Source organism: Rhizobium sp. SRI_017, from assembly GCF_057586295.1.
The window spans coordinates 372,833-399,493 of sequence record NZ_JBYCZP010000001.1 but is presented as its reverse complement, the minus strand read 5'-3'; the positions used below and the strand labels follow the sequence as shown (position 1 = coordinate 399,493).

At 62.4% G+C, this 26,661-nt stretch carries 25 protein-coding genes; 11 read left to right on the top strand and 14 right to left on the bottom strand.

Annotated features, from left to right (window positions below; translation table 11 throughout):
* The first annotated feature begins 28 nt into the window (after nt 1-28).
* The 3 genes from groL to AC2YI2_RS01945 all read left to right on the top strand — a co-directional run bounded on the left by groL (nt 29) and on the right by AC2YI2_RS01945 (nt 3,256).
* The gene (groL, locus tag AC2YI2_RS01955; protein WP_487384734.1) at nt 29-1,669 is read left to right on the top strand and encodes a chaperonin GroEL; all 1,641 of its coding nucleotides are present in this window, start codon (nt 29-31) and stop codon (nt 1,667-1,669) included.
* A gap of 588 nt (nt 1,670-2,257) precedes the next feature.
* Entirely contained in the window at nt 2,258-2,530 is a 273-nt protein-coding gene (locus tag AC2YI2_RS01950) for a hypothetical protein (RefSeq protein ID WP_487384733.1), read from the top strand.
* 21 nt (nt 2,531-2,551) lie between these two features.
* On the top strand, nt 2,552-3,256 hold the full coding sequence (locus AC2YI2_RS01945; protein WP_487384732.1) for an alpha/beta fold hydrolase: 705 nt from the start codon (nt 2,552-2,554) through the stop codon (nt 3,254-3,256).
* Between the two features lie 178 nt (nt 3,257-3,434).
* Here the strand turns inward: AC2YI2_RS01945 and AC2YI2_RS01940 are convergent, their stop codons facing one another.
* On the bottom strand, nt 3,435-4,139 hold the full coding sequence (locus tag AC2YI2_RS01940) for a glutathione S-transferase C-terminal domain-containing protein (RefSeq protein WP_487384731.1): 705 nt from the start codon (nt 4,137-4,139) through the stop codon (nt 3,435-3,437).
* A gap of 209 nt (nt 4,140-4,348) precedes the next feature.
* Between AC2YI2_RS01940 and AC2YI2_RS01935 the strand changes: the two genes are divergently transcribed.
* Complete coding sequence (locus tag AC2YI2_RS01935; RefSeq protein WP_487384730.1) at nt 4,349-4,786, top strand: DoxX family protein; 438 nt, start codon at nt 4,349-4,351, stop codon at nt 4,784-4,786.
* Between the two features lie 60 nt (nt 4,787-4,846).
* Here AC2YI2_RS01935 and AC2YI2_RS01930 read toward each other — a convergent pair whose 3' ends face one another.
* Complete coding sequence (locus AC2YI2_RS01930; RefSeq protein ID WP_487384729.1) at nt 4,847-5,686, bottom strand: NAD-dependent epimerase/dehydratase family protein; 840 nt, start codon at nt 5,684-5,686, stop codon at nt 4,847-4,849.
* 96 nt (nt 5,687-5,782) lie between these two features.
* On the opposite strand from AC2YI2_RS01930, the gene AC2YI2_RS01925 reads away from it, so the two are divergent.
* Genes AC2YI2_RS01925 through AC2YI2_RS01915 form a run of 3 tightly spaced genes read left to right on the top strand, consistent with a single transcriptional unit; the run spans nt 5,783 to nt 8,896 of the window.
* Entirely contained in the window at nt 5,783-6,994 is a 1,212-nt protein-coding gene (locus AC2YI2_RS01925) for an FkbM family methyltransferase (protein WP_487384728.1), read from the top strand.
* On the top strand, nt 6,991-8,067 hold the full coding sequence (locus AC2YI2_RS01920; protein ID WP_487384727.1) for an FkbM family methyltransferase: 1,077 nt from the start codon (nt 6,991-6,993) through the stop codon (nt 8,065-8,067). The genes AC2YI2_RS01925 and AC2YI2_RS01920 overlap by 4 nt, the downstream gene beginning before the upstream one ends.
* A gap of 16 nt (nt 8,068-8,083) precedes the next feature.
* The gene (locus AC2YI2_RS01915; protein WP_487384726.1) at nt 8,084-8,896 is read left to right on the top strand and encodes a cephalosporin hydroxylase family protein; all 813 of its coding nucleotides are present in this window, start codon (nt 8,084-8,086) and stop codon (nt 8,894-8,896) included.
* 223 nt (nt 8,897-9,119) lie between these two features.
* Here the strand turns inward: AC2YI2_RS01915 and AC2YI2_RS01910 are convergent, their stop codons facing one another.
* The 8 genes from AC2YI2_RS01910 to rfbF form a co-directional block, all read right to left on the bottom strand.
* Nucleotides 9,120-10,196 carry a radical SAM protein gene (locus tag AC2YI2_RS01910; RefSeq protein ID WP_487384725.1) on the bottom strand — a complete coding sequence of 359 codons (1,077 nt, stop codon included), beginning with the start codon at nt 10,194-10,196 and terminating at the stop codon, nt 9,120-9,122.
* Between the two features lie 80 nt (nt 10,197-10,276).
* On the bottom strand, nt 10,277-11,509 hold the full coding sequence (locus AC2YI2_RS01905) for a glycosyltransferase family 2 protein (protein WP_487384724.1): 1,233 nt from the start codon (nt 11,507-11,509) through the stop codon (nt 10,277-10,279).
* 65 nt (nt 11,510-11,574) lie between these two features.
* Nucleotides 11,575-12,783, bottom strand: a complete 1,209-nt coding sequence (locus AC2YI2_RS01900) for a glycosyltransferase family 2 protein (RefSeq protein ID WP_487384723.1) — start codon at nt 12,781-12,783, stop codon at nt 11,575-11,577.
* Entirely contained in the window at nt 12,780-13,967 is a 1,188-nt protein-coding gene (locus tag AC2YI2_RS01895) for a glycosyltransferase family 2 protein (protein WP_487384722.1), read from the bottom strand. Before AC2YI2_RS01895 ends, AC2YI2_RS01900 begins: the two co-directional genes overlap by 4 nt.
* 99 nt (nt 13,968-14,066) lie before the next feature.
* A complete protein-coding gene (locus AC2YI2_RS01890) occupies nt 14,067-15,293 on the bottom strand; it encodes a methyltransferase domain-containing protein (RefSeq protein WP_487384721.1) in 1,227 nt (408 codons plus the stop codon).
* On the bottom strand, nt 15,290-15,853 hold the full coding sequence (locus AC2YI2_RS01885) for a dTDP-4-dehydrorhamnose 3,5-epimerase family protein (RefSeq protein WP_487384720.1): 564 nt from the start codon (nt 15,851-15,853) through the stop codon (nt 15,290-15,292). The genes AC2YI2_RS01890 and AC2YI2_RS01885 overlap by 4 nt, the downstream gene beginning before the upstream one ends.
* Nucleotides 15,854-16,079: 226 nt before the next feature.
* Nucleotides 16,080-17,153, bottom strand: coding sequence for a CDP-glucose 4,6-dehydratase (gene rfbG / locus AC2YI2_RS01880; RefSeq protein WP_487384719.1), 1,074 nt, complete (start codon nt 17,151-17,153; stop codon nt 16,080-16,082).
* A 4-nt stretch (nt 17,154-17,157) separates the two neighbouring features.
* Nucleotides 17,158-17,928 (bottom strand): glucose-1-phosphate cytidylyltransferase, encoded by a 771-nt coding sequence (gene rfbF, locus AC2YI2_RS01875; RefSeq protein WP_487384718.1) that lies wholly within the window; start codon nt 17,926-17,928, stop codon nt 17,158-17,160.
* A 172-nt stretch (nt 17,929-18,100) separates the two neighbouring features.
* On the opposite strand from rfbF, the gene AC2YI2_RS01870 reads away from it, so the two are divergent.
* Entirely contained in the window at nt 18,101-18,580 is a 480-nt protein-coding gene (locus AC2YI2_RS01870) for a DUF2165 family protein (RefSeq protein ID WP_487384717.1), read from the top strand.
* A 14-nt stretch (nt 18,581-18,594) separates the two neighbouring features.
* On the opposite strand, the gene AC2YI2_RS01865 is transcribed toward AC2YI2_RS01870, so the two are convergent.
* From AC2YI2_RS01865 to AC2YI2_RS01855, 3 genes are all read right to left on the bottom strand, one after another.
* Nucleotides 18,595-19,761, bottom strand: a complete 1,167-nt coding sequence (locus AC2YI2_RS01865) for a pyridoxal phosphate-dependent aminotransferase (RefSeq protein ID WP_487384716.1) — start codon at nt 19,759-19,761, stop codon at nt 18,595-18,597.
* A gap of 92 nt (nt 19,762-19,853) precedes the next feature.
* Nucleotides 19,854-21,902, bottom strand: a complete 2,049-nt coding sequence (locus tag AC2YI2_RS01860; protein ID WP_487384715.1) for an oxidoreductase — start codon at nt 21,900-21,902, stop codon at nt 19,854-19,856.
* Between the two features lie 262 nt (nt 21,903-22,164).
* Complete coding sequence (locus tag AC2YI2_RS01855; RefSeq protein ID WP_487384714.1) at nt 22,165-23,718, bottom strand: trimethylamine methyltransferase family protein; 1,554 nt, start codon at nt 23,716-23,718, stop codon at nt 22,165-22,167.
* Nucleotides 23,719-23,811: 93 nt separating this feature from the next.
* On the opposite strand from AC2YI2_RS01855, the gene AC2YI2_RS01850 reads away from it, so the two are divergent.
* From AC2YI2_RS01850 to AC2YI2_RS01840, 3 genes are all read left to right on the top strand, one after another.
* The gene (locus tag AC2YI2_RS01850) at nt 23,812-24,720 is read left to right on the top strand and encodes a LysR substrate-binding domain-containing protein (protein WP_487384713.1); all 909 of its coding nucleotides are present in this window, start codon (nt 23,812-23,814) and stop codon (nt 24,718-24,720) included.
* Nucleotides 24,721-24,805: 85 nt separating this feature from the next.
* Nucleotides 24,806-25,120 carry a porin gene (locus AC2YI2_RS01845; RefSeq protein WP_487384712.1) on the top strand — a complete coding sequence of 105 codons (315 nt, stop codon included), beginning with the start codon at nt 24,806-24,808 and terminating at the stop codon, nt 25,118-25,120.
* Nucleotides 25,121-25,369: 249 nt separating this feature from the next.
* Nucleotides 25,370-26,077, top strand: a complete 708-nt coding sequence (locus AC2YI2_RS01840) for a calcium-binding protein (protein ID WP_487384711.1) — start codon at nt 25,370-25,372, stop codon at nt 26,075-26,077.
* Between the two features lie 146 nt (nt 26,078-26,223).
* Here AC2YI2_RS01840 and AC2YI2_RS01835 read toward each other — a convergent pair whose 3' ends face one another.
* Entirely contained in the window at nt 26,224-26,601 is a 378-nt protein-coding gene (locus tag AC2YI2_RS01835) for a hypothetical protein (protein ID WP_487384710.1), read from the bottom strand.
* Nucleotides 26,602-26,661 lie beyond the last annotated feature (60 nt).

Genomic DNA, 26,661 nt, shown 5'->3' with positions numbered 1-26,661 from the left:
TGGGCACTGAGCCCGGGAGTTTTCCAAAATGGCTGCAAAAGAAATCAAGTTTGGCCGCACCGCACGCGAAAAGATGCTGCGCGGCGTCGACATCCTCGCTGACGCGGTGAAGGTCACCCTCGGCCCCAAGGGTCGCAACGTCATCATCGACAAGTCCTTCGGCGCGCCGCGCATCACCAAGGACGGCGTTTCGGTCGCCAAGGAAATCGAACTTGACGACAAGTTCGAAAACATGGGCGCCCAGATGGTCCGCGAAGTTGCTTCGAAGACCAACGACATCGCCGGCGACGGCACCACGACCGCAACCGTCCTGGCCCAGGCCATCGTTCGCGAAGGCAACAAGGCCGTTGCTGCCGGCATGAACCCCATGGACCTCAAGCGCGGCATCGACATGGCCGTCAGCGAAGTCGTCAAGGACCTCGCCGCCAAGGCCAAGAAGATCTCGACCTCGGAAGAAGTCGCACAGGTCGGCACGATCTCCGCAAACGGCGACAAGCAGGTCGGTGCTGATATCGCCGAAGCCATGCAGAAGGTCGGCAATGAAGGCGTCATCACGGTTGAAGAAGCCAAGACCGCCGAGACCGAACTCGAAGTCGTCGAAGGCATGCAGTTCGACCGCGGCTACCTCAGCCCTTACTTCGTGACCAACGCCGAAAAGATGATCGCCGACCTCGACGACGTCTACGTTCTGCTCCACGAGAAGAAGCTCTCGAACCTCCAGGCCATGCTGCCGGTGCTCGAAGCTGTCGTGCAGACCTCGCGTCCGCTGCTCATCATCGCTGAAGACGTCGAAGGCGAAGCGCTTGCTACGCTCGTCGTCAACAAGCTCCGCGGCGGCCTCAAGATCGCTGCCGTCAAGGCTCCGGGCTTCGGCGACCGCCGCAAGGCCATGCTCGAAGACATCGCCATCCTGACCGGCGGCACCGTGATCTCCGAAGACATCGGCATCAAGCTCGAAAACGTGACCCTCGACATGCTGGGCCGCGCCAAGAAGGTGTCGATCTCCAAGGAAAACACCACGATCGTCGACGGTGCTGGCTCGAAGGGCGACATCGAAGGCCGCGTTTCGCAGATCAAGGCTCAGATCGAAGAAACCACGTCTGACTACGACCGCGAGAAGCTGCAGGAACGTCTTGCCAAGCTCGCTGGCGGCGTTGCCGTGATCCGCGTCGGCGGTTCGACCGAAGTCGAAGTCAAGGAAAAGAAGGACCGCATCGACGACGCGCTCAACGCGACCCGCGCTGCCGTCCAGGAAGGCATCGTTGCCGGTGGTGGCGTCGCTCTTCTCCGCTCCTCGACCAAGATCACCTCCAAGGGTGAGAACGACGACCAGGAAGCCGGCATCAACATCATCCGCCGCGCGCTGCAGTCGCTGGTTCGCCAGATCGCAGACAATGCTGGTGACGAAGCTTCGATCGTGGTCGGCAAGATCCTCGACAAGAACGAAGACACCTACGGCTACAACGCCCAGACCGGCGAATATGGCGACATGATCGCCATGGGTATCGTCGACCCGGTCAAGGTCGTCCGTACGGCTCTCCAGAACGCCGCTTCGGTCGCTTCGCTGCTCATCACCACCGAGGCGATGATTGCCGAACTGCCGAAGAAGGACGCTCCGGCTGGCATGCCTGGCGGCATGGGCGGCATGGGCGGCATGGACATGATGTAATAGGCCGCAGGCCTATTACAGATGTCTGCCCATTGCAGAAATTGGGGGCGTCCTTCGGGGCGCCCCTTTTTACATGCGTCCAGTTTTTGCCGTCGGTCCGACACGAAACGGACCTTTTTTGAGCGCAGCCTGCAAGGCAGGCATTCTCTATTGCCGAAGGAGAGATTTCACCTATAACAATGCCTGCGATTCTAAGGGGAACGGTCGAAAAGACTGACGTTCAATCGCATAACGCCTGAAAAAGCTGACGAATTATCACGTTTTCGCCGTTGTGCTGCGGGGCTATGCTTAGATGCCCGCCAGATTTGGACGAAGGTCAAGGTTGATCTGAAGTGATCCGGTGGAAGCTGGATAGACTTTCCAATCGTGGCATGTATTGTGCAAATATTAGCGGTGGAACGAGCCGCCAGAGAGGCAAAGGCAGCGGTGTTCAGGATTTCGAAGACAAGGCAGCCGGCATCGAACCTTCCCTCCGTGGGAATTGACGGCGCATTCGACAGTACCGTTCTCGAAAAATACTGTGCAACGGACGAATGGAGCGGAGATCTTTCCAACGGACTTTTTCAACTTGGAAAGCTCAGTGAGCAATTGCACGGCATTTCCGGGCCGGAATGCGGTCTGCTGACGCTTCTGCGCTGCTACGAGGAGGCCGATCGGGTGCGGATACTCGAACTGCTCGAAAGCGCTTCCTCCTCGGCATCCTCCTTCTGCTTCTCGACCCATATCATCGCCGGCCCCGCCGAGGGCCAGCCTATCCTCTGCGTCGGCCATTCGACCGGCTTTGGTGAGGAAAACGATGGACGCATGCATGGCGTCTTCATCTTCCCGAGGATGCCGATAGAGACGACGATCGGGCATTGAGCGGATCGCAGGAGCTGCGAGATGACGGATGGCACCCCGGCCGACCTCGCCTTGCTATTTCTTCATGCCTTGCCGCTGAATGGGACCATGTGGTCGGCACAGGCCGACCTGTTGCCTGAGGCGACCTATGCGCCCACGCTCTATGGGCAAGGAGAGAACCTCACAGACTGGGCTGCCGCTGCGCTTGAACCGGTGCGGGAGCGCCGGATCGTCGTGGTCGGAAATTCCGTCGGAGGTTCCTGCGCTCTCGAGGTCGCGAGGATGGCGCCGCATCGTGTCGCGGCTTTGGTGCTGATCGGCACCAATGCCCGGCACCGGCCCAATCCAGAGCTTCACGCCCGGGCCCTGCGCATACTGGCGGAGGGCGGCGTCGCGGCGGCTTGGGAGGCCTTCTGGCACCCGCTGTTTTCTGATGGCAACGGCGCGGCACGATCGGCGGGGCGGGAACTCGCGCTCGGGCATTCTGCCGAGGATATCGCGCGTGGGGTCACGGTGTTCCACACGCGGCCGGATCTGGAGGCGACACTTGCGGCTTTCGAGGGGCCGGTCGTGTTCGTGACAGGCGCCGAGGATGTGGCGCCGGGACCGGAATCCTCCGCGCGGCAGGCAGGGCTTGCGCGGGACGGCAGGCTCCATGTGATCGGGCGCTGCGGGCATTATGTGCCGATTGAGCGGCCGAAGGAGCTTAATGCGATTTTGCAGGAGGTGGTTGGCGGGGTGCGGTAGCTAACCCGATTCTTGCTGTAGATCTCCGCGTCTGGGACGATGCCCCGGTAAACCTCTTCTCCCCAGCGGGGAGAAGTGCCGAGCGCAAGCGAGGCGATGAAGGGGTCTTCTTACGCACACCTTTTGGCGCTTCGCGCACCCCCTCATCCGGCCCTTCGGGCCACCGAGGGAGCATATGTTACCCCCGAGCAGGAATATTCACCGCCTTCTGGCTCGCCGGCCGCTCCTCGCAGCGCTTCACATAATCCAGCACCCGCGGGAAGTCCCGGATGCCGACCAGTTCGCCGGCGCCGTAGAAGCCGTTGATGGTGCGCAACCAGGGCCACAGCGCGATATCGGCGATCGTGTAGTCGTCGCCCATCATGTAGGGGCGGCCGTCGAGCCGGTTTTCGACGACACCGAGCAACCGCTTGGATTCGTCGAGATAGCGCTGGCGCGGACGCGGATCTTCGATGTCCTTGCCGGCGAATTTTACGAAGAAGCCGACCTGGCCGAACATTGGGCCGATCCCACCCATCTGGAACATCACCCATTGCAGGGTTTCATAGCGGCCGGCGGCATCCTGGGGGATGAACTTGCCGGACTTCTCGGCGAGATAGAACAGGATGGCGCCGCTTTCGAAGAGCGGCAGCGGCCTGCCGTCGGGGCCGTTGGGGTCGATGATCGCCGGGATCTTGTTGTTGGGATTGAGCGAGATGAATTCCGCGCTGAGCTGGTCGTTCTTGCCGAAGTCGACGAGATGCGGCTCGTAGGGCAGGCCGGTCTCTTCCAGCATGGCGGAGACCTTGATGCCGTTCGGTGTCGGCAGCGAATAGAGCTGGATCACATTGGGATCCTTGGCGGGCCAGCGTTGCGAAATCTGGTAGGCGGAGAGATCGGCCATGTGCGGTTCCTCATGAAGGGGCGGATTATGTTGCCGGGAACATAGGTGCGCGAAACGGGGTCGACAAGGACGGTTTGCCGAAATTTCGCCACATTTCAGGAGGGGCATCGTTCAACAATAGTGCACGAAATGTGCAGTGTTTGCTGGCTATCGTAAACAACGAGAAAGTGGTTGAAAGGCTCCAACGAAATTCGAACGGAGTCACTTCCATGAACAACGCACTTCTGCTTCTCGCCCGCATCCTTCTCTCCTTCATGTTCGTCCTTGCCGGTCTCGGCAAGTTCGGCGACCCGGCGTCCACCGCCGGCATGATCACCCAGGCCGGCATCCCGGCCGCGACCTTCCTCACCTATGTCGCCGGCATCTTCGAAGTCGTGGCTGGCGTGGCCGTGCTCGTCGGCTTCCAGACCAAGATCGCCGCGATCCTGCTGGCGCTCTTCTCGGCGTTCACCGCGCTTGTGTTCCATAGCGGCGCGATCAACATTCCGGATTTCCCGGCCGCCGCAAATGGTCTCCTGTCGATGTTCAACTTCCTGATGATGATGAAGAACCTCACCATCGCCGGCGGTTTCCTCGGTCTCGCCGTGGTCGGTGCCGGTGCCTGGTCGGTCGATGGCTATCGCGGTGTGAAGCCCGCCTTCGCCTGAGATTTTCAAGACTTCCAGTCGAAAACCCGCCGGAGCGATCCGGCGGGTTTTTTCATCCGTTCATCTCTTCACATTCGGCACGCCGACCACGGTCACCGGATCGCGCGGATGCACCGTGGCGGTGCCGAATGTGATGAGGTCGCGGCGGCCATGGCGGTCGGCTATCTCTTCGGCGATTTCCCGGATCGTCACCGCCTTGCCGGAGCAGATATTGACCACGCCGGATTGGCCGGTCTCTGCCAGAACAGCGATCATCGCACCGGCCTCGGCAACGTCGAGAAAATCGCGCAGCTTGTCCCCCGACGTGAGCTGGACTGCCTCGCCCGCCGCGAGCTTGCGGTGGAGCATGGGGAAGAGCCGTGCCGGATGCTCGCCCTCGCCGAACAGATAGAACAGACGCGGCCATGTGAGCGTGGTGGACGTGCCGGCGAAGCGCTTTTCCAGCATGTGGAACAGCGAGAGCTTGGCCGCCGCATAGAGCGTCACCGGTCCGACCTCGGCATCTGCGGTGATATGGTCGTTCGGCAGGCGATATTCGAAGCAGGTGCCGATGCCGATGAACTGCCTTACGCCCGTGCGCGCCGCTGCTTCCGCGAGCCGCAGGCTGCCTTCGACGCAGCGCATATTTTCAGGTGAGTCGAGATATTTGCCGGGCTCGACATACCAGGCGGCGTGGATGACGGTGTCGACGCTGTCGAGCGCTTCGACCCACCAATCGACGCTTTCGCCGAAGAGATCCGCTGTCTCGACGATATCGGCGGCGCCTTGATCCAATCGCGTCCGCTCGAAGCTCCCGGGGCGCAGGACGAGGCGCGGGTGATGGCCCGCATCGACGAGGCTGCGTGCGATCTGCCGGCCGACGAAGCCGGAGGCTCCGGTGAGCAGGATCTTCCGTTTCATGGCATTCTTTCCACTGGCCGAATCGCTATGAGATTAGCCACAGGCAAGCGTGGGGTGAATATTCAAGGACCGCAAAAGCGCAAGAGTCGGAGATCGATGGCAGAGCGTCGGACATTGGCCGAGATGGATGCAGGGCGCGTGACCGCCCGGCACTTTCCGGGCGTGCCCCATCCGGCCATGGCGCGAGAGCTTCTCGGCGAGATCGCGGCGACGAAGGTGGAATTCGCTCCCATCAGGACCGAGGCTCCGATCGCACTCTATGGCGCCGGCAATCTCGGCCGCATGGCGCGGGAATTCCTCGATGCGGTCGGCCGGCCTTTCGATCTCGTCATCGACCGCAAGGCTGCGGGGTTGCGCAACGATCCCTATTGGTGGGGGCACAAGGTTCTGTCGCCCGACGCGGTGCCTGACGACATCAAGCGCAGCCATGTCGTGCTGGTGACGGTCGCGACGGCCGCGTATGCGCCGGTCGAGGAAGCGTTGCGCGAAGAAGGGTTCCAGCATGTCGTGCCCTTCTATGATTTTGCCGAGGGTTTTCGCGATGTGCATCCGCTGTCCAACGGCTGGTTTGCCGGCGCCTTCAGCGAACTCGACGTGCGGATGACACAGCGTGCACTCGACGGTTTCGCCGACGATATGTCCCGCGCGCATCATCTCCAGTTCCTGGCTTGGCGGCGGTTGAGGCAGGAATGGACATTCGAGGGCGCGCCGGTGACGGGCGACGATCGCTTCTTCATTCCCGAGGTGATGGCCGCGCTCGGTCAGGACGAGGTCTTCATCGATGCCGGCGCCCATCATGGCAGCGTGATCGAGGCTTTCTCCGAGCGGAGGAATGGCAATTTTCGCCGCATCATTGCGGTGGAACCCGATGCGGCCAACCGCGAGAAGCTGAGAGCCGTCGCGGATACGACCATGTCCGGCGACAACAGGATCGCCATTTTCGACTGCGCGCTGGGCAGCGCTCCGGGCGAGGCCCGGTTTCATTCCGGCCTCGGCTACGCGTCGCAGGTATCTTCGACAGGAAAGGATATGGTCCGGATCGAGATCCTCGATGCACTCGCCCCGGCGACCTTCCTCAAGCTGCATCTCGAGGGCGCAGAGCTCGAGGCGCTGAAGGGCGGACGGGAACTTTTGCGCCGTGACCGGCCGATCGTCGCCGCAACCGTCTATCACAATGATGACGGCATCTGGCGCACGCCGCTCTGGCTGATGGAGACGCTCGCCGACTATCGCTTCCTGTTCCGGCTGCACAGTTGGTGCGGCACGGGGGCGGTTGTCTATGCCATTCCAGAGGAGAGGCGCCGATGAGCGGGGCGTTGGACAGACTCGCCGACTTGGCCAATGACGTGATGGCCGGGGTTCCGGCTGACGTGCTGTCAGGGGCCGCCGACGCCGCCCTCTACGGCATGGGCTTTCTCGGCCGATGGGCGGTCACGGCTCTGCCCGAGGTGGGGATCAAGCTTTCGGCCTGTTACGACGGCAATACGGCGCTGGCGGGCGATACGATCGGCGGCGTGCCAGTCAGGGCCGCGAGCGCCATTGAGACCGATAGCCCGGGCTTCGTTTTCATCACCGCGCGGCATGCGGTGCGGCCGGTCGCCGAGCGGCTCGGCGCGGCCGGCATCGCCAATGTCTCGGCCGACGCCTTCTTTGTCGCGCGCGATTTTGCGAGCTTCCGCGAATTCCATGATCAGCTGGCCGACGATCGATCCTGCGGTGTGCTTTGCGCCGTGCTGGAGACGATGCTGACCGGGGATCGCAGTCACATTCATCCGGTCTTCGAGAAAGACCAGTATTTCGCGATTCCGCAGTTCTGCGGTGTCGAGAAGGAAATCTATGTCGATGCCGGTGCCTATGTCGGCGACAGCCTCGAACGCTTCATCTGGGCCCATTACGGCATCTTCCAGAAGGCGATCGCCTTCGAGCCGGGGCCGCGGCAGTTTTCGGCGCTCAGGAAGCGCAGCGATCGCCTGGTCGCGGAGTGGGCACTCGAAGCAGGCCAGATCGAGCTGGTGCCGGCGGCGCTCGGCGAGACCGCGGGCGTCGAGCATGCTGCAAGCCACAGCGGCCAGATGACCAGCCTCGCCGTTGGCAGCGGCTCGGAGGAAGTCCGCATCGCTAGGCTCGACGATCATCTTGGCGGTGGTCGCATCACCTTCCTCAAGGCAGACGTCGAGGGCATGGAAATGCCGCTGCTCAGGGGGGCGGCCGAGACGATCCGCAGGCATCGGCCGAAGCTCGCCATCTGCGTCTATCACTACCCGACCGACATTCCTGTCATATCACACTATCTGCAATCGCTCGTTCCGGACTATCGTTTCGCGCTGCGGCACCACTCGCCGCAGTTCATGGAAACGGTGCTCTATGCCTGGGTCGAGTGAGAAGAGGAGAGAGAACTTGGATCCCGTCGAACACTTCCGCCAGCTGGTCGCCAACAATATCCGCAAGATCGGTGAGGACCGCGATTTCATCGGCCTCTCCAACATCTGGGTGCGGGAGTCGATCCGGCATGGCTATGCGCAGAATTTCACCTGGCTCGGCCGGCCGGTCATCCAGGTGCCGCAAGACCTCTATGCGATCCAGGAACTGATCTGGTCCTGCCGTCCGGACCTGATCATCGAGACCGGTATCGCCCATGGCGGATCGCTGGTCACCAGTGCTTCGATGCTGGCGCTGCTCGACTATTGCGATGCGGTCGAGGGCGGCACGGTGCTCGATCCCAAGGCCAGCAGGCGCAAGGTGGTCGGCGTCGATATCGATATCCGCGCGCATAACCGTTCGGCGATCGACGCGCATCCGATGCGCCACAAGATCCACTTGCTGCAGGGTTCGTCCGTGGCGCCTGAAATCATGGATGAGATCGCGAAGCACGCCGAGGGCTATGAGCGCGTCATGGTGTTCCTCGATTCCAACCACACGCATGAGCATGTGCTGCAGGAACTCGAACTCTATGCGCCCTATGTGAGCCCGGGGTCCTATTGCGTGGTCTGGGACACCGGCGTCGAAGACCTGCCGGAAGGTTTCACCGCCGACCGGCCCTGGGGCAAGGGCGACAATCCCAAGACGGCGGTGTGGGAATATCGCAAGCGGCTGGAGAGCGAGGGCCGCACGGCGAAGGACGGCGGCAAGCTGAATTTCGATATCGATCTCACGATCGAGCATAAGATCACGATCACGGCCTCGCCGGATGGGTTTTTGAAGCGGGTTTGACTGGGTAGTCATCCAAAAAGTACCCCCTCTGTCCTGCCGGAAATCTCCCCCTCAAGGGGGGAGATCGGCAAGGGGCGTGTATATCGCCACAAATTGGCGAGCTATCCTGAGTTCTCGATGGTGATAGAGGCCGAGCGGCCGCCCCATCCAATCTCCCCCCTTGAGGGGGAGATGCCCGGCAGGGCAGAGGGGGGTAGCTGTTGGCGGAGCTCTATCCGAAACCTTACTCCGCCGCCACCAGCGTCTGCGGCGGAACGATCGCCCGGTGCAAGGTCTCGATCGACTCCTGCGGCAGCACGGAGAGGTCGACGGCGGTGCGGTTGCCGCAGCCGGCGCAGAGCTTGATGTCGCCGCAGGCGCCGGTGAGGTGCTTGCGGCGGATTTCGTAGAGCGCGACGGAATCGACGACTCCGAGCAGCGAGTCGCCCATATGCATCTTGTTGGGCGGCAGCTTTTCGGTCAGATGGCCGACGGTGAGGCCGTTGAAGACATCCGAACAGCAGGCGGACACCTTGCCGCTATGCATGATGTAGAGCAGGTAGAACGGCACTTCGCAGGGCGAGACAAAGCCGTCCTTGCCGTCGAGCATGCCCTTGCCGACATCGACGAGATACTGCTGCTTGAGATGGACGACGCGGGAATTCTGTGCCAGGTCGGAGAATTCGTTGCGAACGCTCTCGGAGTCGGATTCGCTGATGCCGTAGGAGTTGGTCGGCTCGGCCATGAAATATTTGATGAAGATCTGCGTCTTCTGCCGCTCTTCGATCAGCGGGATCACGGCATGCATATTGGCCTTCACGCGGTCCGCATAGTCGCCGACCTTGATCTCTCGGTATTTGTCGCGGTCGAGCGTATCGACGCTGATATGGATCTCGTCGAGCCCGGCATCGATCAGCGCGGTGGCCTTGGCGCGGTCGAGCAGGATGCCGTTGGTGATGATGCGGGTGGTGCGCGCGAGGCCTTCGCGCTTGATCTGCTCGATCATCGCTGGCAGGCGCTTGTTGAGCAGCGGCTCGCCGCCGCCGTGGAACTGGATCATGGCGAGCTGGCCGCGGGCGGCGACATAGGCCCTGATATCATCGAGAACCTTCAGCCAGGTCTCTTCCTTCATCACGCCGGCCTGCTCGCGGAATTTCGGCGCGCGGCCGGAATGGGGGTCGCAGAAGGTGCAGCGCAGATTGCAGGACGAGGCCGCTTCGACGACGAGGCTGAGGATCTGGCGATTGACGAGGGAGTCCATCAAACTGCGGGTGCGACGCTCCATGTAGTTCGGATCTTTCGCTTCCTGGAATGTCAGCATGTCGATTTCCTTGCGGCTGCCGCTTCGTCGAAACGGAACATTGCCATGAGAATTGCAAACAAAGCTTTAGCCGAGCCACGTCACGCACGTTTGCGCGGTATATCGGCCACGAGATAGCGCTCCGGCTCCACGGAAAGCTCAGTGATCGGAACGAGCATGGCGGATGCGACGTCATAGAACGACTTCACGGTGGCAAAGCCCTCATGGTCGTCGGTGAGGAAAATCGAATCCTGCAGCAGGCCGGAGAATGTCTGGCTCGGCTCCGCCTCCTGGAAGGTCGGCTTGAAGGCCTTCAGCCAACGGCCGTTCTTCCAGGTTGAAATGGCCTTGCGGTAACCCTCCGTGACCATCTCGTATTTGGCACGGTCGCGGATATTGCTGCATTCGATGGCGCAGGACTTCACGAAGCGCTCCTCGTAGCCGCTGAAGTGGTGGCCGTAGCGCTCGGCGAACCAGTGCTGCACCATGATGATGCAGGAGACGAGGCCCAGACGCGAATGGAACGGGAAGTCCTCGTAGCAGGGCATCTGGTCGACCGGCGTCTTGTGCTCCTTGTCGAAGCTCTCCTGCTTGGCGCGCTGTGCGTCAGGATTGCCGAGCGCCGCCGAATTGCTGGCCGGGCAGACACCCATGACCGAGAGTGGGCGCCGGCAATGCGCAAAGCGCTTGCCATACATGATGACCTTGAAGATGTTGTCGTAATCGATGATCGGGTGCTCGAACCAGCGGTCCCGGTCAGTGAGCGCCCGGACCCGCTCCATGAGCTCGCGCTTGACCGCGCCGTGATAGATGCCGAAGCCGCAGCCCAGCACATCGCGGGCATGTTCCCAGCGGAAGGCGCGTTCCATCAGGGCCGACTTGGGGACCTCGTGGATCTCCGAATTCAGGTGGATCGGATTGGAAATGACCGGTTTGCCCTCATAGGGCCAGGTGTAATAGAGCTTCGTCCAGTCGAGCGCCTCGACATCGGGGATCTTCTCCTCGAGCTTGATGATGAGGCCGGCGAGCTCCGGATCGACATGGTCGTCGTCGCCGATGAACACGACCCAGCGTCCGGTCGTGCTGTCGAAGGCGGCTTCCCAATTGTCCATCATCGGCCGGATCACGGATCCCGTCGGCACATATTTGACGCGTGGATCGGCGAGCCAGGGCTCGATGAAGGCATTCATGATCGCGGGATCATCGGAATTGTCGACGAAGACGAATTCGACATCGGTGCGGAGCGACGATGTGAGCGCACGGATCGTCTCCTGGAACCAGACTTGCCGGTTGCGGGAGGGAACGCAGATCGAAAGCGTGGGCGTAAACGACATCATATGGCTCCGTTGGGCCGGAGCCTATTGGGATACGCTTTCGTGAGGCTGAAGATGCTGCGCGCTCAGGCCGCTTGGGCCGGCGACTGCTCGGCCGCTGGGCCAAACACATATCGAAGTGCCTCGACCGGTGGCAGCAATGTCTGGATCAGCGCATAGAACTCCGCCGGCGTCGCGCAGCCGCCGATGCCCTCGTCGACAAAGAGATTGGTGCCCATCAGGCCCGTGAAGGCCGCAGCCCGGCCGCGGGGCAGGAAGCGGGGATTGAAGGCGCGGAGCCACTGGCCGCCCTGCCAGCCGGCGATCGCCTCCCGGCAGGCGGCGACGTGGCGATCGAAGCTCTCGCGGTCTTCCGCCTTGCCGCAATCCATCTCGAGCGCGTGGAAGAAATTCTCCTCCCATCCGCCCATCGGCAGGCCGTAGCGGATGGTGAACCAGTTGAGGGTCGCCAGGATCGAGCCGGCGACGCCGAGCTGGCTGGTGAAGGGGAAGCCAGCCACATCGAAGCGAGGGCCATCCTCGCTCTTCAACGCCGCATTGATCTCGTTGACGCGCGTGAAGCGGCCCATGGCCGAGGAATTGCTGGCCGCCGTGGTGCCAAGCACCGAGAACGGCCGGTCGACATAGACGAATTCGCGGCCAGTCAGCAGAAGTTTGGCTGAGCAATCGAAATCGACCGTGGGATGCTCGAAATAGCGGTCCGAGAAGCTTTGGCGGATGCATTCCATGGCCGAGCGCCGCACCGCGCCGTGATAGGCGGAGAAGGAAATCTTCGGGATCGGTGCGGCACCCTCCCACTGGAACAGCGCCTGCAACTGCTCCTGTCGACTGGCCAGATAGGCGGTATTGCCGAGCGCGATGCAGGCATTGCCCGGGAAGGGGCGGAAGTCCGGCCATTTGAAGCTCGGACGGCCCCAGCCGATGGCATCGACCTCAGGGCGGCGTGCGGCCACGGCTGTTATCGTGTCGATGACGTCAGGGTCGACATAGTCGTCGTCGCCGATGAAGATGATCCAGTCGCCGGTCGCGGTCCGCATCGTCCGCTCCCAATTGTCCTGCATCGGCAAGGTACGATCGGCGGAGGGAAGGTAGCGGATGCGGGGATCGTCGATACTATCCATGAAATCATCGACGATCGAGGGGTCGTCGGAATTGTCGGTGAAGATGAATTCGACATCCGGCCGTTGCGTGGACAGCAGATCGCGGATCGTTCGCAGGAAGGTGTGTTGCCGGTTGCGCGAGGGTACGCAGATGGAAAGCGCCGGCGCCGTCATAGGGCGAGCTCCATATCGCCAAAGGCAGGCAGGATATCCTGCAGCACGCGATAGAAGGCGCGCGGCGTCTCGGAGCCGCCGATGTCCTGGCTGATATGCAGATGATTGTCGCGAACGCCCCAGAAGGTGGGACCTTCGACAGGACCGACGAAGCGCGGCTGGAACAGCGGCAGATAGCGCCCGCCCTCCCATTCGCGGAAGGCTGCTTCGATGCCGGCGACATGGCGGTCGAAGCCGTCGCGTTCCCTCCAGAGGCCGCATTCAAGCGTTGCGGCGCGGGCGAAATTCTCCTGCCAGCCGTCATAGGCGAAGCCGTAACGCTGCTTGAACCAGACTTGCGCGGCCATGATGTTGCCGGCGACGCCGCAATTGATGCGGAAGGGGAAACCGGCGGCGCGCGTCGCCTCCTCGAAGGCGTCGCCATATTCCCGGCGATGGGCTTCAACGGCGCGGTCCAGCTTCTCGGTGTCGCCAATGGCGGCCGAATTGCTTGCCGGCGCAACGCCGAGGATCGACATGGGGCGGTTGATATAGGCGAAGTTCGAGGAACTCGACACGAGCTTGTGCATGAAGTCGTAGTCGACGGTCGGATGCTCGAAGAAACGGCCGGAGAAGGTCGTGGCGATCCGGTCGAGCGTCCGGCGCGGGATGGCGCCGTGATAGATGCCATAAGGGCATTGCGGCATGTAGGTCGCAGCCGCCCAGCCGAACAGGCGGCGCTCGAGCTGCTCCTTGCTGTGGCGCATGATGCGGTTGATAAGCGAGAAGGGGATCGACTTCTCATCGCTGCGCGCATTGACCCATTGGAAGGGCACACGGTTCCAGCCGATGGCCTCAACTGCGGCATCGCGGCTTTCGATCTCGATGATCTGGTCGACGATGTCAGGATCGACATAATCGTCGTCACCGATGACGATGACCCACTCGCCCGATGTCGCCGCAATCGTGCGCTCCCAGTTGTCGGCCATCGACAGCGGCCGGACGGCAGAGGGAAGATAGCGAATTCTGATATCGCGGAGGCCGGCGATGAAGCCGTCCATGATCGAGGGATCATCGGAATTGTCAGCGATGACGAATTCGATGTCCGCGCGCGGATTTACAATGAGGTCAAGGATCGTCTGCCTGAAGCAGTCCTGCCGGTTGCGGGACGGTACGCAGATCGAGAGTTTTGGCCGCTCGGACATGGCGCGCTCTTCAGGCGTCGCCGAGTTTGGGCGCCTCGATCTCGGTCTCGGAAATGGCCGCGGCGTCGAGCGGCGGCAGATCCTCGGCTGGCAGCACGCTCAGCTTTCTTTCAGACTCGGCACTGCCGTTACGAACTTCCCACCCCAGCCGGTTATATAGGAAAGCTGTGCCCTGATCTCGGTCTCGATATTCCATGGCAGTATCACCACCCTGTCCGGTTTCTCGGCTTTCAGCCGATCTTCATCAACGACCGGGATGCGGCTGCCGGGCAGGAACTGGCCTTGCTTGGCCGGGTTCTTGTCCACCACAAAGTCGATAAGGTCGGGCTTGACGCCGCCGTAGTTGAGGAGCGTGTTGCCCTTGGCGGCAGCTCCGTAAGCGGCGACTTTCAGACCCTTCCTGCGGCAGTGGATCAGATATTCGACGAAATCGTTCCGGACCCGCTCGGCGGATGCCTGGAAGCCCTCGTAGAACGCACGATCGCGCATGCCGGCCTTTTCCTCGGTCGCCCGCATGCTAGCCACCGATGCTTGCACCGGCCTTGTTAATGCATCCGCCCGGCAGGCGAAGACGCGCAGGCTGCCGCCATGCCACGGGGTGGTCTCGACATCGAAAACCCGGAGGCCATTCGCGGCGAAGATGCGCTCGACCGAGATCAGTGAGAGATAGGAATAGTGCTCGTGATAGGCCGTATCGAACTGGTTCTCGCAGATCATGTTGAGGAGATGCGGGAATTCGAATGTCGCCACGCCCTCGGGCTTCAGGAGGCGCGCAAAGCCGGAGACGAAGTCGTTGATATCAGGGACATGGGCGAGGACGTTGTTGGCGGCCGTGAGATCTGCCTGCCAGCCCTTCGCCACAAGATCCTCGGCCAGGGCGGCGCCGAAGAAGTCCTCTGTTATCTCGATGCCTTTGGCGCGGGCGGCTTCGGCGGTGCTGGTGGTCGGCTCGACACCGAGGCAGGGGATGCCCTTGGCTTTCACATATTGCAGCAGATAGCCGTCATTGGCGGCGACTTCGATCACGCGGGAATCCGGCCCGAGGCCGAAGCGCGTAGTCATGGTCTCGACATAGGACTTGGCGTGGTTGAGCCACGAGGTCGAAAACGAGCTGAAATAGGCGTAGCTCTCGGAAAAGAAGGTTTCGCGCGAGGCGAAGTCTTCCGTTTGGGTCAGCAGGCACTTGGCGCAGGTGCGGATGACGAGCGGATACCAGAGTTCGGGCTTGGAGAGGGCTTCCTGCGCGACATAGGAATTCGACGGCGGGGCGGTGCCGAGGTCCAGGAACGGCCAGAAGCTGCCATTGCCGCAATGCCGGCATTTCATGGGGTCACTCCTTCGAAGTGGTCGCCGATCATCGCAAAGGCCTGGTCGCGCGCGGAGAGGTTTGCGACCGGTAGCGGCCAGGCGATGCCGAGCCTGGGATCGCCTATGTTGAGACCAGCTTCTGCCTCGGCGCGATAAGGTGCCGAGTGGACGTAGACCATGCGGACATCTGAGGTCAGCGCCTGATAGCCGTGGGCGAAACCTTGGGGCAGGAAGTAGGAGAGGTCGCTGTCGGCCGAGAGCTCGACGGCGTGGTGCTGGAGGAAGGTCGGCGAGCCCTTGCGGATATCCACGGCGATGTCGAGGACGGCACCTTGGCTGACGGTGATCAACTTGGCCTCGGCGAAGGGGGGCGCCTGATAGTGGAAGCCGCGGACGGTGCCTCGCGCGGTGGTGCCGGTTTCATTGATCTGTTCGACGCCGCCGGGCCAGCCGATCGCGGCGAGTTCCTCGGCGTCGAACAGGCGGGTGAGATAGCCCCTATCGTCGCCGAAGCGCTTTCGCTTGAGGATCTTGAGGCCGGCGAGTGGGGTGGCGATGACTTCGAAACGGGTGGTCATGCGACGGCTCTGCGGAGAGGCAGCTTACCCCCCTCTGCCCTGCCGGGCATCTCCCCCTCAAGGGGGGAGATCCGATGGAGCGCACGCGTTGACATATCGAAACGTTGGGTGTTCGGCTTGCTCCGGTTGCGAGGTAGTGATCCGCATGCCATGTGCGAATCTCCCCCCTTGAGGGGGAGATGCCCGGCAGGACAGAGGGGGGGGCTGCGAAGCATGACCTCGTGCATCACGCGCTTGCCCTGTGCGCCATGTCGAGATGGCCGGCCTCATAAGCGATGAGGTCTGCGAGGCACAAGTCGGAGGCCGACTTGCCGGATGCGAGTCCATGGTACCACTTCCACGTCCGCGATACGGTCTCAGCCAGTGACATGCGTGGCGAAAAGCCCAGTTCGATGGATGCCTTGGAACTGTCGAGCGTGAGCAGGCCGGCTTCATGCGGACCGTCGCTGCCGTCGCCCCAGTCGACCCGGGAGAGGTCATAGTGGCCGCCGGAGAGTTCGAGGATCTCGCGCACCGTGGCCGTGGAGCGAGGATCGGGGCCGAAATTGTAGGCCGGGCCGCGTTCCGGTTCGTTCCACAGCGCCTCGGCCAGAAGCATGTAGCCATGCAGCGGCTCGAGCACGTGCTGCCAGGGGCGGACGGCATCCGGTCGGCGGATCTCCAGCACCTTGCCGGCTGTGAGCGCGCGGACGGCATCCGGGATCAGGCGATCAGCCGCCCAGTCGCCGCCGCCGATGACATTGCCGGCGCGCGCCGAAGCGAGCCCCACGCTGCGGGGCAGGAAGTAGGAACGGCGGTAGCTGGCGGTGACAATGTCTGCCGCGGCCTTCGAGGCGGAATAGGGGTCATGCCCACCGAGCGGATCGGCCTCTGAGAAGGGCACGGCGCATTCCGGGTTCTCATAGACCTTGTCGGTGGTGACGATGACGACCGAGCGGAGATCCGGCGCGCCACGCAGGGCGTCAAGCAGGTTCACGGTGCCCTGGACATTGGTCTCGAAGGTCTCGACCGGCTCGCGATAGCCGGCACGCACAAGCGGCTGGGCGGCGAGATGGAAGACGATTTCGGGCCTGGCCTGCTGTACGACTGCTTGGACGGCGAGACGATCACGAATATCGGCGATGCCCTTGGGATGGGCGCCGTCATTGGCAAGCAGATCGAACAGTGCGGGCGTGGTGTTGGGGACCAGAGACAGGCCATGCACATGGGCACCGAGCTGCTTCAGCCAGAAATGCAGCCATGCGCCCTTGAAGCCGGTGTGACCGGTGAGAAGAACGCGTTTGCCACGCCAGAAGCCCATTGTGTCACCATACCTTCCAGGGCGGGTTGCCGGCCGCCCAGAGATTGTCGAGCTGGATCTTGTCGCGCAGCGTATCCATCGGTTGCCAGAAGCCGTCATGAAACCAGGCCTTGAGCTGGCCTTCCTCGGCCAGGCCGGTCAGCGGCTCGCCTTCGAAAGAGGTCGGGTCGCCCTCGATCCGGTCGAGCACCGAAGGGTTGAGCACGAAAAAGCCGCCATTGATATAGCCGCCTTCGCCTTCCGGCTTCTCGACGAAGCCGGTCACGTCGTCGCCCTCGAAGCGCAAGGCACCGAAGCGGGCCGGCGGGCGGACGGCTGTCACTGTCGCGAGCTTGCCATGCTTCTTGTGGAAGGCGATGGTGGCGGAAATATCGGTCGAGGACACGCCGTCGCCATAGGTGAAGCAGAAATCCTCGCCATCGCGGAGATAAGGCTCGACGCGCTTGAGGCGGCCGCCAGTCATCGAATTCTCGCCAGTATCGACCAGCGTCACCCGCCATTTCTCGGCATTCTGGCGATGGAATTCCAGTCGGTTCTCGGCCAGGTCGAAGGTGATGTCAGACATGTGCAGGCTGTAATTGGCGAAATATTCCTTGATCATATAGCCCTTGAAACCGCAGCAGATCACGAAATCGCGGATGCCGTGGGCATAATAGATCTTCATGACGTGCCAGAGGATCGGCCGGCCGCCGATTTCCACCATGGGCTTGGGGCGTGTCTGCGTTTCCTCGGCCAGACGCGAGCCGAGCCCGCCTGCCAGAATGACCGCCTTCATCGCGCACCCTTCCACGTCCGAATCGCCCGCCTCATGCGGGAGCCTATTTTAGTCGATTTTGGCCGCCGAAGCTTTCGCGGAACGTGAGTGATTGTCTCGTTGGTTTATGCAGCCCTGTCACATCTGGCGCTTCCCGATCGTCAGTGAAGCGGTCCAACGAAAGGGAAATGCCATGACCATCCTTGTCCTCAAAGCCGCCGTCCTCTCCGGGCTCGGCCTTTGGCTTGCTATCGGTCTGCTCAACAACATCGTCGCCTTCAAGAACGGCGTCTTCGCCATCGGCATGCTGATGGGCATGAAGCTGTTCGAGCAGGAGCCGGCGATCCGGACGCCGCTGCTCGGCAGGAGGGTGACATCGACGCGCTGGCATCGGTTGATCTATTCGACCGTGCTCGTGGCTGAGACAGTGACAGTGGCGCTGCTGGGAATTGCCGCGGTGGCCTTGCTTGGTAGCGCCCTGGACATTGTGCTGCCGGCGACGGCGATCGGCTATGCGAACATCGCTCTGCTGGCCTTCGTCGCGCTAGGCGCATTGATGCTCGTCGGTGGGGCTTGGTTTGTCTATTACATCAGGCAGGAAGGTGCGCAGATCACCCATTTGGTGATGATCGGCGTGGGGATTGCGGCGGTGCAGATGGTGAATGGGGTGTGAGGTGGTTAAGAAGTTCATAGACCTCGCACATACTCTGCCAGTCGCTCCGCCGCGGCCTGCACCTTGGCCGGATCCCGCAGGAAACACGCCCGGAGAAACGGTGCGCCTCCCGGCCCAAACGCCGTTCCCGGCGCGAGCCCCACCGCCGTCCTGTCGACGATGTCGAAGGCCGCGCCACGCGTGTCCTTGATGCCATCGATCTTGAGGAACGCGTAGAGTGCGCCGTCGGGTTTCAGCGTCTCGACGCGGTTGGTCGCGATCAGCGCGTCGCAGAGGATGTCGCGGGATTTGCGCGCCTTCTCGTAATTCTCGCGGATCAGGGCGTCGCCTTGGTCGAGCGCCACGATACCCCCGCGCTGCATGAATTCGGCGACGCCCGAGGTCGAATATTGCACGAGGTTTTCGATGACCTGACCCAATGCCGGTGGGGCGACGATCCAGCCAACGCGCCAGCCGGTCATCGACCAGTTCTTCGAGAAGGAGTTGACGAAGAGAATGCGGTCGCTTTCGTCCATCACATCGAGGAAGGACGGCGCCCGGGTGCCGTTGAAATAATAGAGCGCGTAGATCTCGTCGGCGATGATCCAGAGTCCGTGCTTGCGGGCGAGGTCGAGGATCGCCTTGAGGTCGTCTTCGGTCGCGGTCCAGCCGGTGGGGTTGGAGGGTGAGTTGATGAAGATCGCCGACGTCTTGGGCGTGATCGCGGCTTCCAGCCTGTCTGCGTCGAGGCTCCAGCGGCCATCGGTGAAGTCGAGTTCGACCGGCACCGGTATCGCGCTGGCGAGGCCAACGGCGGCGGCGAAATTCGGCCAGGCGGGGGAGAGATAGACCGCCTCGTCGCCCGGCTTGCAGACCGCCTCGATCGAGAGCTTAATCGCCTGCATGCCCGAGCCGACGACGTAGAAATGCTCCGATGGCAGCGTTTTGCCGAAGTGCCTGATATAGTAGTCCGACAGCGCGCGGCGGAGATCCGGGATGCCGCGGTTGTAGGTGTAGAAGGTGTGGCCGGCGGCAAGCGAGGCGGCGGCGGCATCGCTGATGAATTGCGGCGTCGGCGTATCGCCCTCGCCGGCCCAGAGCGGGATCAGGCCCTCGCGATTGCGGGCATGGTTGAAGATCTCGACAATGCCGCTTTCCGGCGCGAGGCGGGCTTGCGGGCTGAGGGTTTCGATAAAGTTCATGGGCACCTTCCGGATGAGATGCGCCTTGATAGCCTGATTTCTCGCCCAGATCGCATGACAATTGTTGAAGGGAGCTTCAGCAAAGCTGAAGCTCACACCAGCGTGAAGATCCTCAGGGCGTCATAAATCCCCGCATGGATGTTGCGGCTTGCCACCGCATCGCCGATCCGGACGAGGTCGAAGCGTCCGCCCGGGTTTTTCGCCTCGATGGGACAGCTGCGGTTGATCAGCGCCTTGTAATCCACCGCGCCGAGGTTCCGGGAGAGCGGCTTCAGCGCGTGATAGAGTTCGTCATTGGCTGCCGTCGCATGTTCCACAACCACCTGCGCCACGCGGCGCTCCTGCCGGATCGAGCGGTCATAGTCCGAGCCGAGCACGGCGACGAGCGCGTTGCCGTCGCGGCGGACAGAGAGGAGGCGGGTGTTGATCGTGACGCGGACATTCGGCTTCGCGAAGGCCTTCGCATAGGGCACGTGGTTCATGCCGCCGATCTCGGGGGCGAAGAAGCGCTCGGGCGAGACGAGTTCCAGCTCGACGCCTTGGTTGGCGATCAGTTCGGCGGCCGTCATTCCGGCATGGGCGCCGTTATCGTCGAACAGCAGGACCGGGCCTTCGGGCTTGACTGTCCCGGCGATGATGTCCCAGCTCGAGGTGACGAGGTTGTCGCCCTCCGAAAGCGCCGGGTTCTGCGGCATGCCGCCGGTGGCGACGACGACGAGGTCGGCATCGCGGGACAGGATGTCGTCGGCTTCGGCATAAGTATTGTAGTGGATGGGCACGCCGAGCCGTTCGAGCTCGGCGACGCGCCAGTCGACAATGCCGATCATCTCCTTGCGGCGGGGATTGCGGGCGAGCAGGTTGATCTGGCCGCCGGCCTCGTCCATCGCTTCCAGCACCTCGACGGCATGGCCGCGCTCGGCCAGCACACGCGCCGCCTCGAGGCCCGCCGGGCCGGCGCCGACGACCACGGCCTTGCGCTTGGCTCCGCCGGACTTGGCGATGACCTGCGGCACCAGCGCTTCGCGGCCGGTGGCGGCATTGTGGATGCAGAGCGCCTCGCCGCCCTCATAGATGCGGTCGAGGCAATAGGTGGCGCCGACGCAGGGGCGGATCTGAGCCTCGCGGCCGGAGGTGATCTTGGCGACGATATGCGGATCGGCGATATGGGCGCGGGTCATGCCGACCATGTCGAGCTTGCCCTCGGCAATGGCGTGGCGGGCGGTGGCGACGTCGGCGATGCGGGCGGCATGGAAGACCGGGAACTTGGTCTCGGCGCGGATCTCGCCGGCGAAATCGAGATGCGGCGAGGCGGCCATGCCCTGGATCGGGATGACGCCCGTGAGGTCGGCATCGTGATCGATATGGCCCTTGATGACATTGAGAAAGTCGATCTTGCCCGAGGCGACGAAGCGCTTGGCGATCTCGACGCCCTCGGCGCGGGAAAGGCCGATGTCCCAATCCTCGTCACAGACAAGTCGGATGCCGACGATGAAATCCGGGCCGACCGATTTGCGCACCGCATCGACGACCATGTTGGAGAACCGCATGCGATTGTCGAGCGAGCCGCCATATTCGTCGCCGCGGTGATTGGTGACGGGCGACCAGAACTGGTCCATCAGATGGCCATAGGCCTCGAACTCGATGCCATCCAGGCCGGCGGCCTGCATGCGGCTCGCAGCATCGGCATAGTCCTGCACGATGCGCTCGATATCCCAGTCCTCGATCTGCTTCGGGAAGGCGCGGTGCGCCGGCTCGCGCACGGGCGAGGGGGCGAGCACGGGCAGCCAGTCGCCCTTGTTCCAGCCGGTGCGGCGGCCGAGATGGGTGAGCTGGATCATCACCTTGCAGTCATGCTCATGACAGTCGTCGGTGAGCTTCTTCAGCCAGGGGACGATCTCGTCCTTGTAGGCGAGCAGGTTGCCGAAAGCGGGTGGCGAGTCACGCGAGATCGCGGCGGAACCGGCCGTCATGGTCATGGCGATGCCGCCCTTGGCCTTTTCGACGTGATAGAGCCGATAGCGGTCCTTCGGCATGCCGTCCTCGGAATAGGCCGGCTCATGCGCGGTGGACATGATGCGGTTTTTGAGGGTGAGGTGCTTGAGCCGGTAGGGCTGGAGCAGGGGGTCGTTGGAAGCGGTCATTATCAGGCTCGAGTTATGAATTCGTCACAGGGTTCACCCCTCACCAACTTCGGCCAAGGGTTCTCGTCGTTCACCCGGCCTTCGTATCCTCTCCCACAAGGGGAGAGGTAGACTCGCGGGGCCCACGGCGCCTCAAGTGAGGCCGAAAGCGTGGCACCCACCTCTCCCCTTGTGGGAGAGGATAGCAAGCCCATATGAGCCGAAGGCGAATGTTTGGGCGCGCTTGGTGAGGGGTAATCCACAAACTCAGGCGTCGCGATCCTCAATGCCAGGCATCCGCCGTTGCGGTTTTCTTCCGCTCCATGAAATCGCGCAGTTCCTCATCCACCGCAACATCCAGTGCAGGCGCCTCATACTCACCCAGCACCTTCTTCCACTTCTTGTTGGCTCGCGTCGCCATGTCCGTTGAGCCGCCTTCCTCGCTCCATTTCTCATAGGGCTCGTTGTCCGACAGCTCGGAATCCCAGAACGCGGTCTGATAGTTACGGAGCGTATGCTGTGAACCGAGGAAATGGCTGCCGGGGCCGACTTCCTCGAAGGCGTCCATGGCGAGTGCGTTGTCGTCGACGGGAACGCCTTTCAAGTAGGCATGCAGCGCGCCGCAGAAATCGGTGTCCATGACGAACTTCTCGTAGCTCATGGTCAGTAGGCCGTCGATGAAGCCGGCGGAATGGAGGATGAAGTTGGCGCCGCAATGGACGGCCGACAGCATCGACATCACGCCCTCCTGCATCGCCTGCGCATCCGGCAGCTTGGAATTCGAGAAATTGCCGGCGCAGCGGAGCGGCAGGTTGAGGCGTCGGGCGAGCTGGCCGATCACCATCGAACCGATCGCCGGCTCCGGCGTGCCGAAGGTGGGCGAGCCGGAGCGCAGCGACATCGAGGACAGGAAGTTGCCGAATATGACCGGCGCGCCCTTGCGTTCGAGCTGGGTCAGCGCGCAGCCGGCCAGCGTCTCGGCATAGGCTTGCGCAATCGCGCCGGCATTGGTGACCGGACCCATGGCGCCGCCGAGAATGAAGGGAACGATGACCGCCGCCTGGTTGGCGCGGGCATAGGCGCGCAGCGAATTGGTCATCGTGCCGTCCCAGACGAGCGGCGAGTTGACGTTGACGTTGCCGAGGATGACGCAGTTGTTGTCGACGAAATCGCGGCCGAACAGGATGCGCGCCATGTCGATCGAATCCTCGGCGCGGCTCTCCAGCGTGACCGAGCCCATGAAGCAGCGGTCGGAGTATTTGATATGGCTGTAGACCATGTCGAGATGGCGCTTGTTGACCGGGAGATCCACCGGCTCGCAGATCGTGCCGCCGGAATGATGCAGCCAGGGGCTCGATTGCGCGAGCTTGATCAGGTTTTGGAAATCCTCAATTGTCCCGTAGCGGCGGCCCTTGTCGAGATCCGCGACGAAGGGCGAACCGTAGGCCGGTGCGAAGACGACATTCTTGCCACCGATCTGGACGCTGTTGGCCGGATTGCGGGCATGCTGGGTGAAGGTCGAGGGCGCCGACTTGACGATCTCCTGCAGCATGCCGGGCTCGAACTTGACCAGGAGGCCATCGACCTTGGCGCCGGCACGCTTCCAGTGCTCGATAGCGACCGGATCGTCGCGGAATTCGATGCCGATTTCGGCAAGGATGCGCTCCGCGGTCTTCTCGATGCGGACGATGCCCTCTTCGCTCACAATGTCGTAAGGCGGGATGTTCCTGACGATATAGGGCACACCGACCGGCTTGGCGGACGGGTCGCGGCGCTTGCCGCGCTCGCGGCGCGTCCTGACCTCGATGGCTGGGTTTTCGGCGTCGATGACGTCCATTCGGAGAACTCCTTGCGCTGTCGAGTTCAGCCTAACGGTGAATTGTCCCATTGTATCCTTCCAAAATTTGGGGGGAAGATATAAATTCTCCTTATGCAAACCCTGAAACGACTGCTCCCCTCCGCCTCTGCTTTGATCGTCTTCGAAGCCGCCGGCCGGCACGAGAATTTTTCCCGCGCGGCGGAGGAGCTCGCGATGACACAGGCTGCCGTCTCCTATGCGGTCAGGACGCTGGAGGGCCAGCTCGGCGTGCCGCTCTTCCACCGCAGCCATCGCGCGGTGGCGCTGACCGAAACCGGCGCGCGGTTCCATGCCGACGTCTCCGCGGGCCTGGCTCGCATCCAGAAATCGGCCGAGCAGATCAGGGCGAAGGGCCGCGAGACGAATGTGACGCTCTCGGCATCCTCGGCTTTTGCGTCGATGTGGGTGTTGCCGCGGATACCGAAACTTAGGGAGGATCTTCCGGAAATCGACCTGCGGATCCATGCTTCGGTGCGCGATCTCGAGCTCGACGAAGAGGGTATTCCGCTCGGCATCCGCGGTGGCGATCCCGCCACCTGGCCCAACTATCACGCGGCGCTGCTGGCGCCGGAAGTGGTCAATGCAGTGGCAAGTCCTGCCTTCATCGAGAGCCACGGCATGCCACAGACATTCGACGAGCTTGCACAATTGAGACTTATACATCTCGAGGAGCCGGCGCGCGTCGCCTGCGACTGGAAGGAATGGTTCGAGAGCGCCGGCCACTTATACCGCCCGCAATCGCGACCGCTGACGATCAACGACTATGTGCTGGTGATCCAGGCGGCGCTGGCCGGCGAGGGTGTGGCGCTCGGCTGGCAGCATCTGATAGAGCGCCAGATGGCGTCGGGCGCGTTGGTGCCGGTCAGCGACCATGTCTTCGAAACGGGCACTGACTTTTATGTTGTTTGGCCGCGCTCGCGGGAGCTCAGCACGCCCGCCCGCAAGGTGCGCGACTGGCTGCTCGCACAGGGGACGGCGTGAGCATCTTGCACCGAGTGGATTGGATCATCATATCGCCTGAATTCGATCCGACCTATTCGGTCGATCTCGGGCTTTGGAGGCGGCAATGCGGTTTCGATATCTTGCGCTGGGTCTTGCTGTGTGGTTCGCCACGGTCGCAATGGCGCGCGCCGAGGACGCCGTCGTTGCCGATGAGTTCGAACAGCAGCAACGGTCCTCTGACGCCTGCGATGCTTACGGGCCGGGCTTCGCCAAGCTGCCGGGCACGAATACCTGTGCTCGCGTCAGCGGGCATGTGCGATTCGAGAAACATTTCTCCAATCGTGGTGGCGCGACCGGTGGCCAGGCGACGCTGGATTTCGAAACCCGCAGCGACCGATCGGTCGCCTTTGGCGCTGAGCTTCCGATTACCGCGAACTGACAACAGAAGCGCCCGCTGAACCCATACTTGTTCCGCTTTCGCAAGATATGCGGGAAAATTCGATTGCGTCGATAAAGAGCACGCAACCCTCCGGAGAATATGCGGGCGCTGCCCCATTCTCGCCCCTCCGGGCCGCCATTAGAAGGCACCTGATTCGATTCATTCTATTTTAGTGCTCTCAAACATTCGGGCGCGCGAACGACATCGAGTCATGGCATTAGCACTCGACTAACCCAGATGGAGGTAGGTATGTCCCGGATTAAATATGGTGCTTCGATCGACACCTTTCAGGAATTGTGGGATGGCCTCGACGAGTCCGAACTGACAGTGACGAGAGATCGCGGCGACAAAGTTACGGTCGAAGATCCATCGGGCAACGAACTCGAATTCAGCGGCAAGAATCTCGACTGGACGGAAACCGGCCTTGCCGGAGGCATCGTTCGCGAAATTTCGCTGAGCAATGCCGACGGCAAAGAGCTCTTCGAGATCAAGGCGGTGCAGCTGGAGGCTGCGGCCATCCAGACAGCCTTTGATACGGGCGGCCTCGATGCCGTGCTTGCTGCGGTTCTCACAGGCGACGATAGGATCAAGGGATCAACCGGCGACGACTGGCTGGTCGGCCTGGCCGGCGAGGACAAGATCGACGGCGACAAGGGCAGCGACTACCTGCTCGGCGGCGAGGGAGATGACCTCCTGATCGGCAGCCACGGCAGCGACTATTTCGTCTTCGAAGAAGACGGCAGCTCCGATTTCGTCAAGGATTTCAATCTTGGCAACAAGGGCAACGACTATATCGCAGTCGGCGCCGATCTGATCGCCGCGGGGACCTGGGAACAGGACGGCCGCAATCTCGTCGTCAGCTTCGGCGGCGAAGGCACGATCGTGCTCAAGAATGTCGACGCGGACGACTTCAGTGCCGACTTCATCGTCGCACTGCCGGACGAGACGCTCGTCTAAAGCCGGGCAATCGAAGGTCGGATATGAAGGGCTGCCGCGCATGCGGCGGCCCTTGGTCGTTTTGGCGCCGGCTTTGCCCAGCCGCCCGGCACCAATGCCTGTTGCCGGGTGAGCAGCAGGTCAGGTTCGAGACGCGCAGAGACTGATCATTCGCCGAAGAGCTTGCTCGACCACTTGCCGTCGACGACCTGGCCGAGGTCTTCGCCGCGATTGCCGCGGATAGTGACTTTGCCGCCTTTGCCGAGTGCCTTGACCTGGCACCACGCCGCCATGCCGATATCGATGCGGGACTTCTTCGTCAGCCGGCTCAGCCAACCAGCCCCGGAGACCAGCACGGTGACGTCGCGGCCGTCACTGCCGACATGCTCGATGATCCTCTGGCTGGTCCAGAGACCGAGCAGCGCTGTGGCGCTGCCGCAGGCGAATTTGGCATCGGCATGTTCCCTGGCGCTCCAGGTAATGGCGAGGGAAACGGCTAGCCAGAAGAGGGCGATGCCGACGAGTAGACTAACAAGAAATCTCAAGGTTTTTTCGTTTCAGAAAGCGATGTGTCGCTCATCTGACGGGTGCGCCATGCCCGCTAT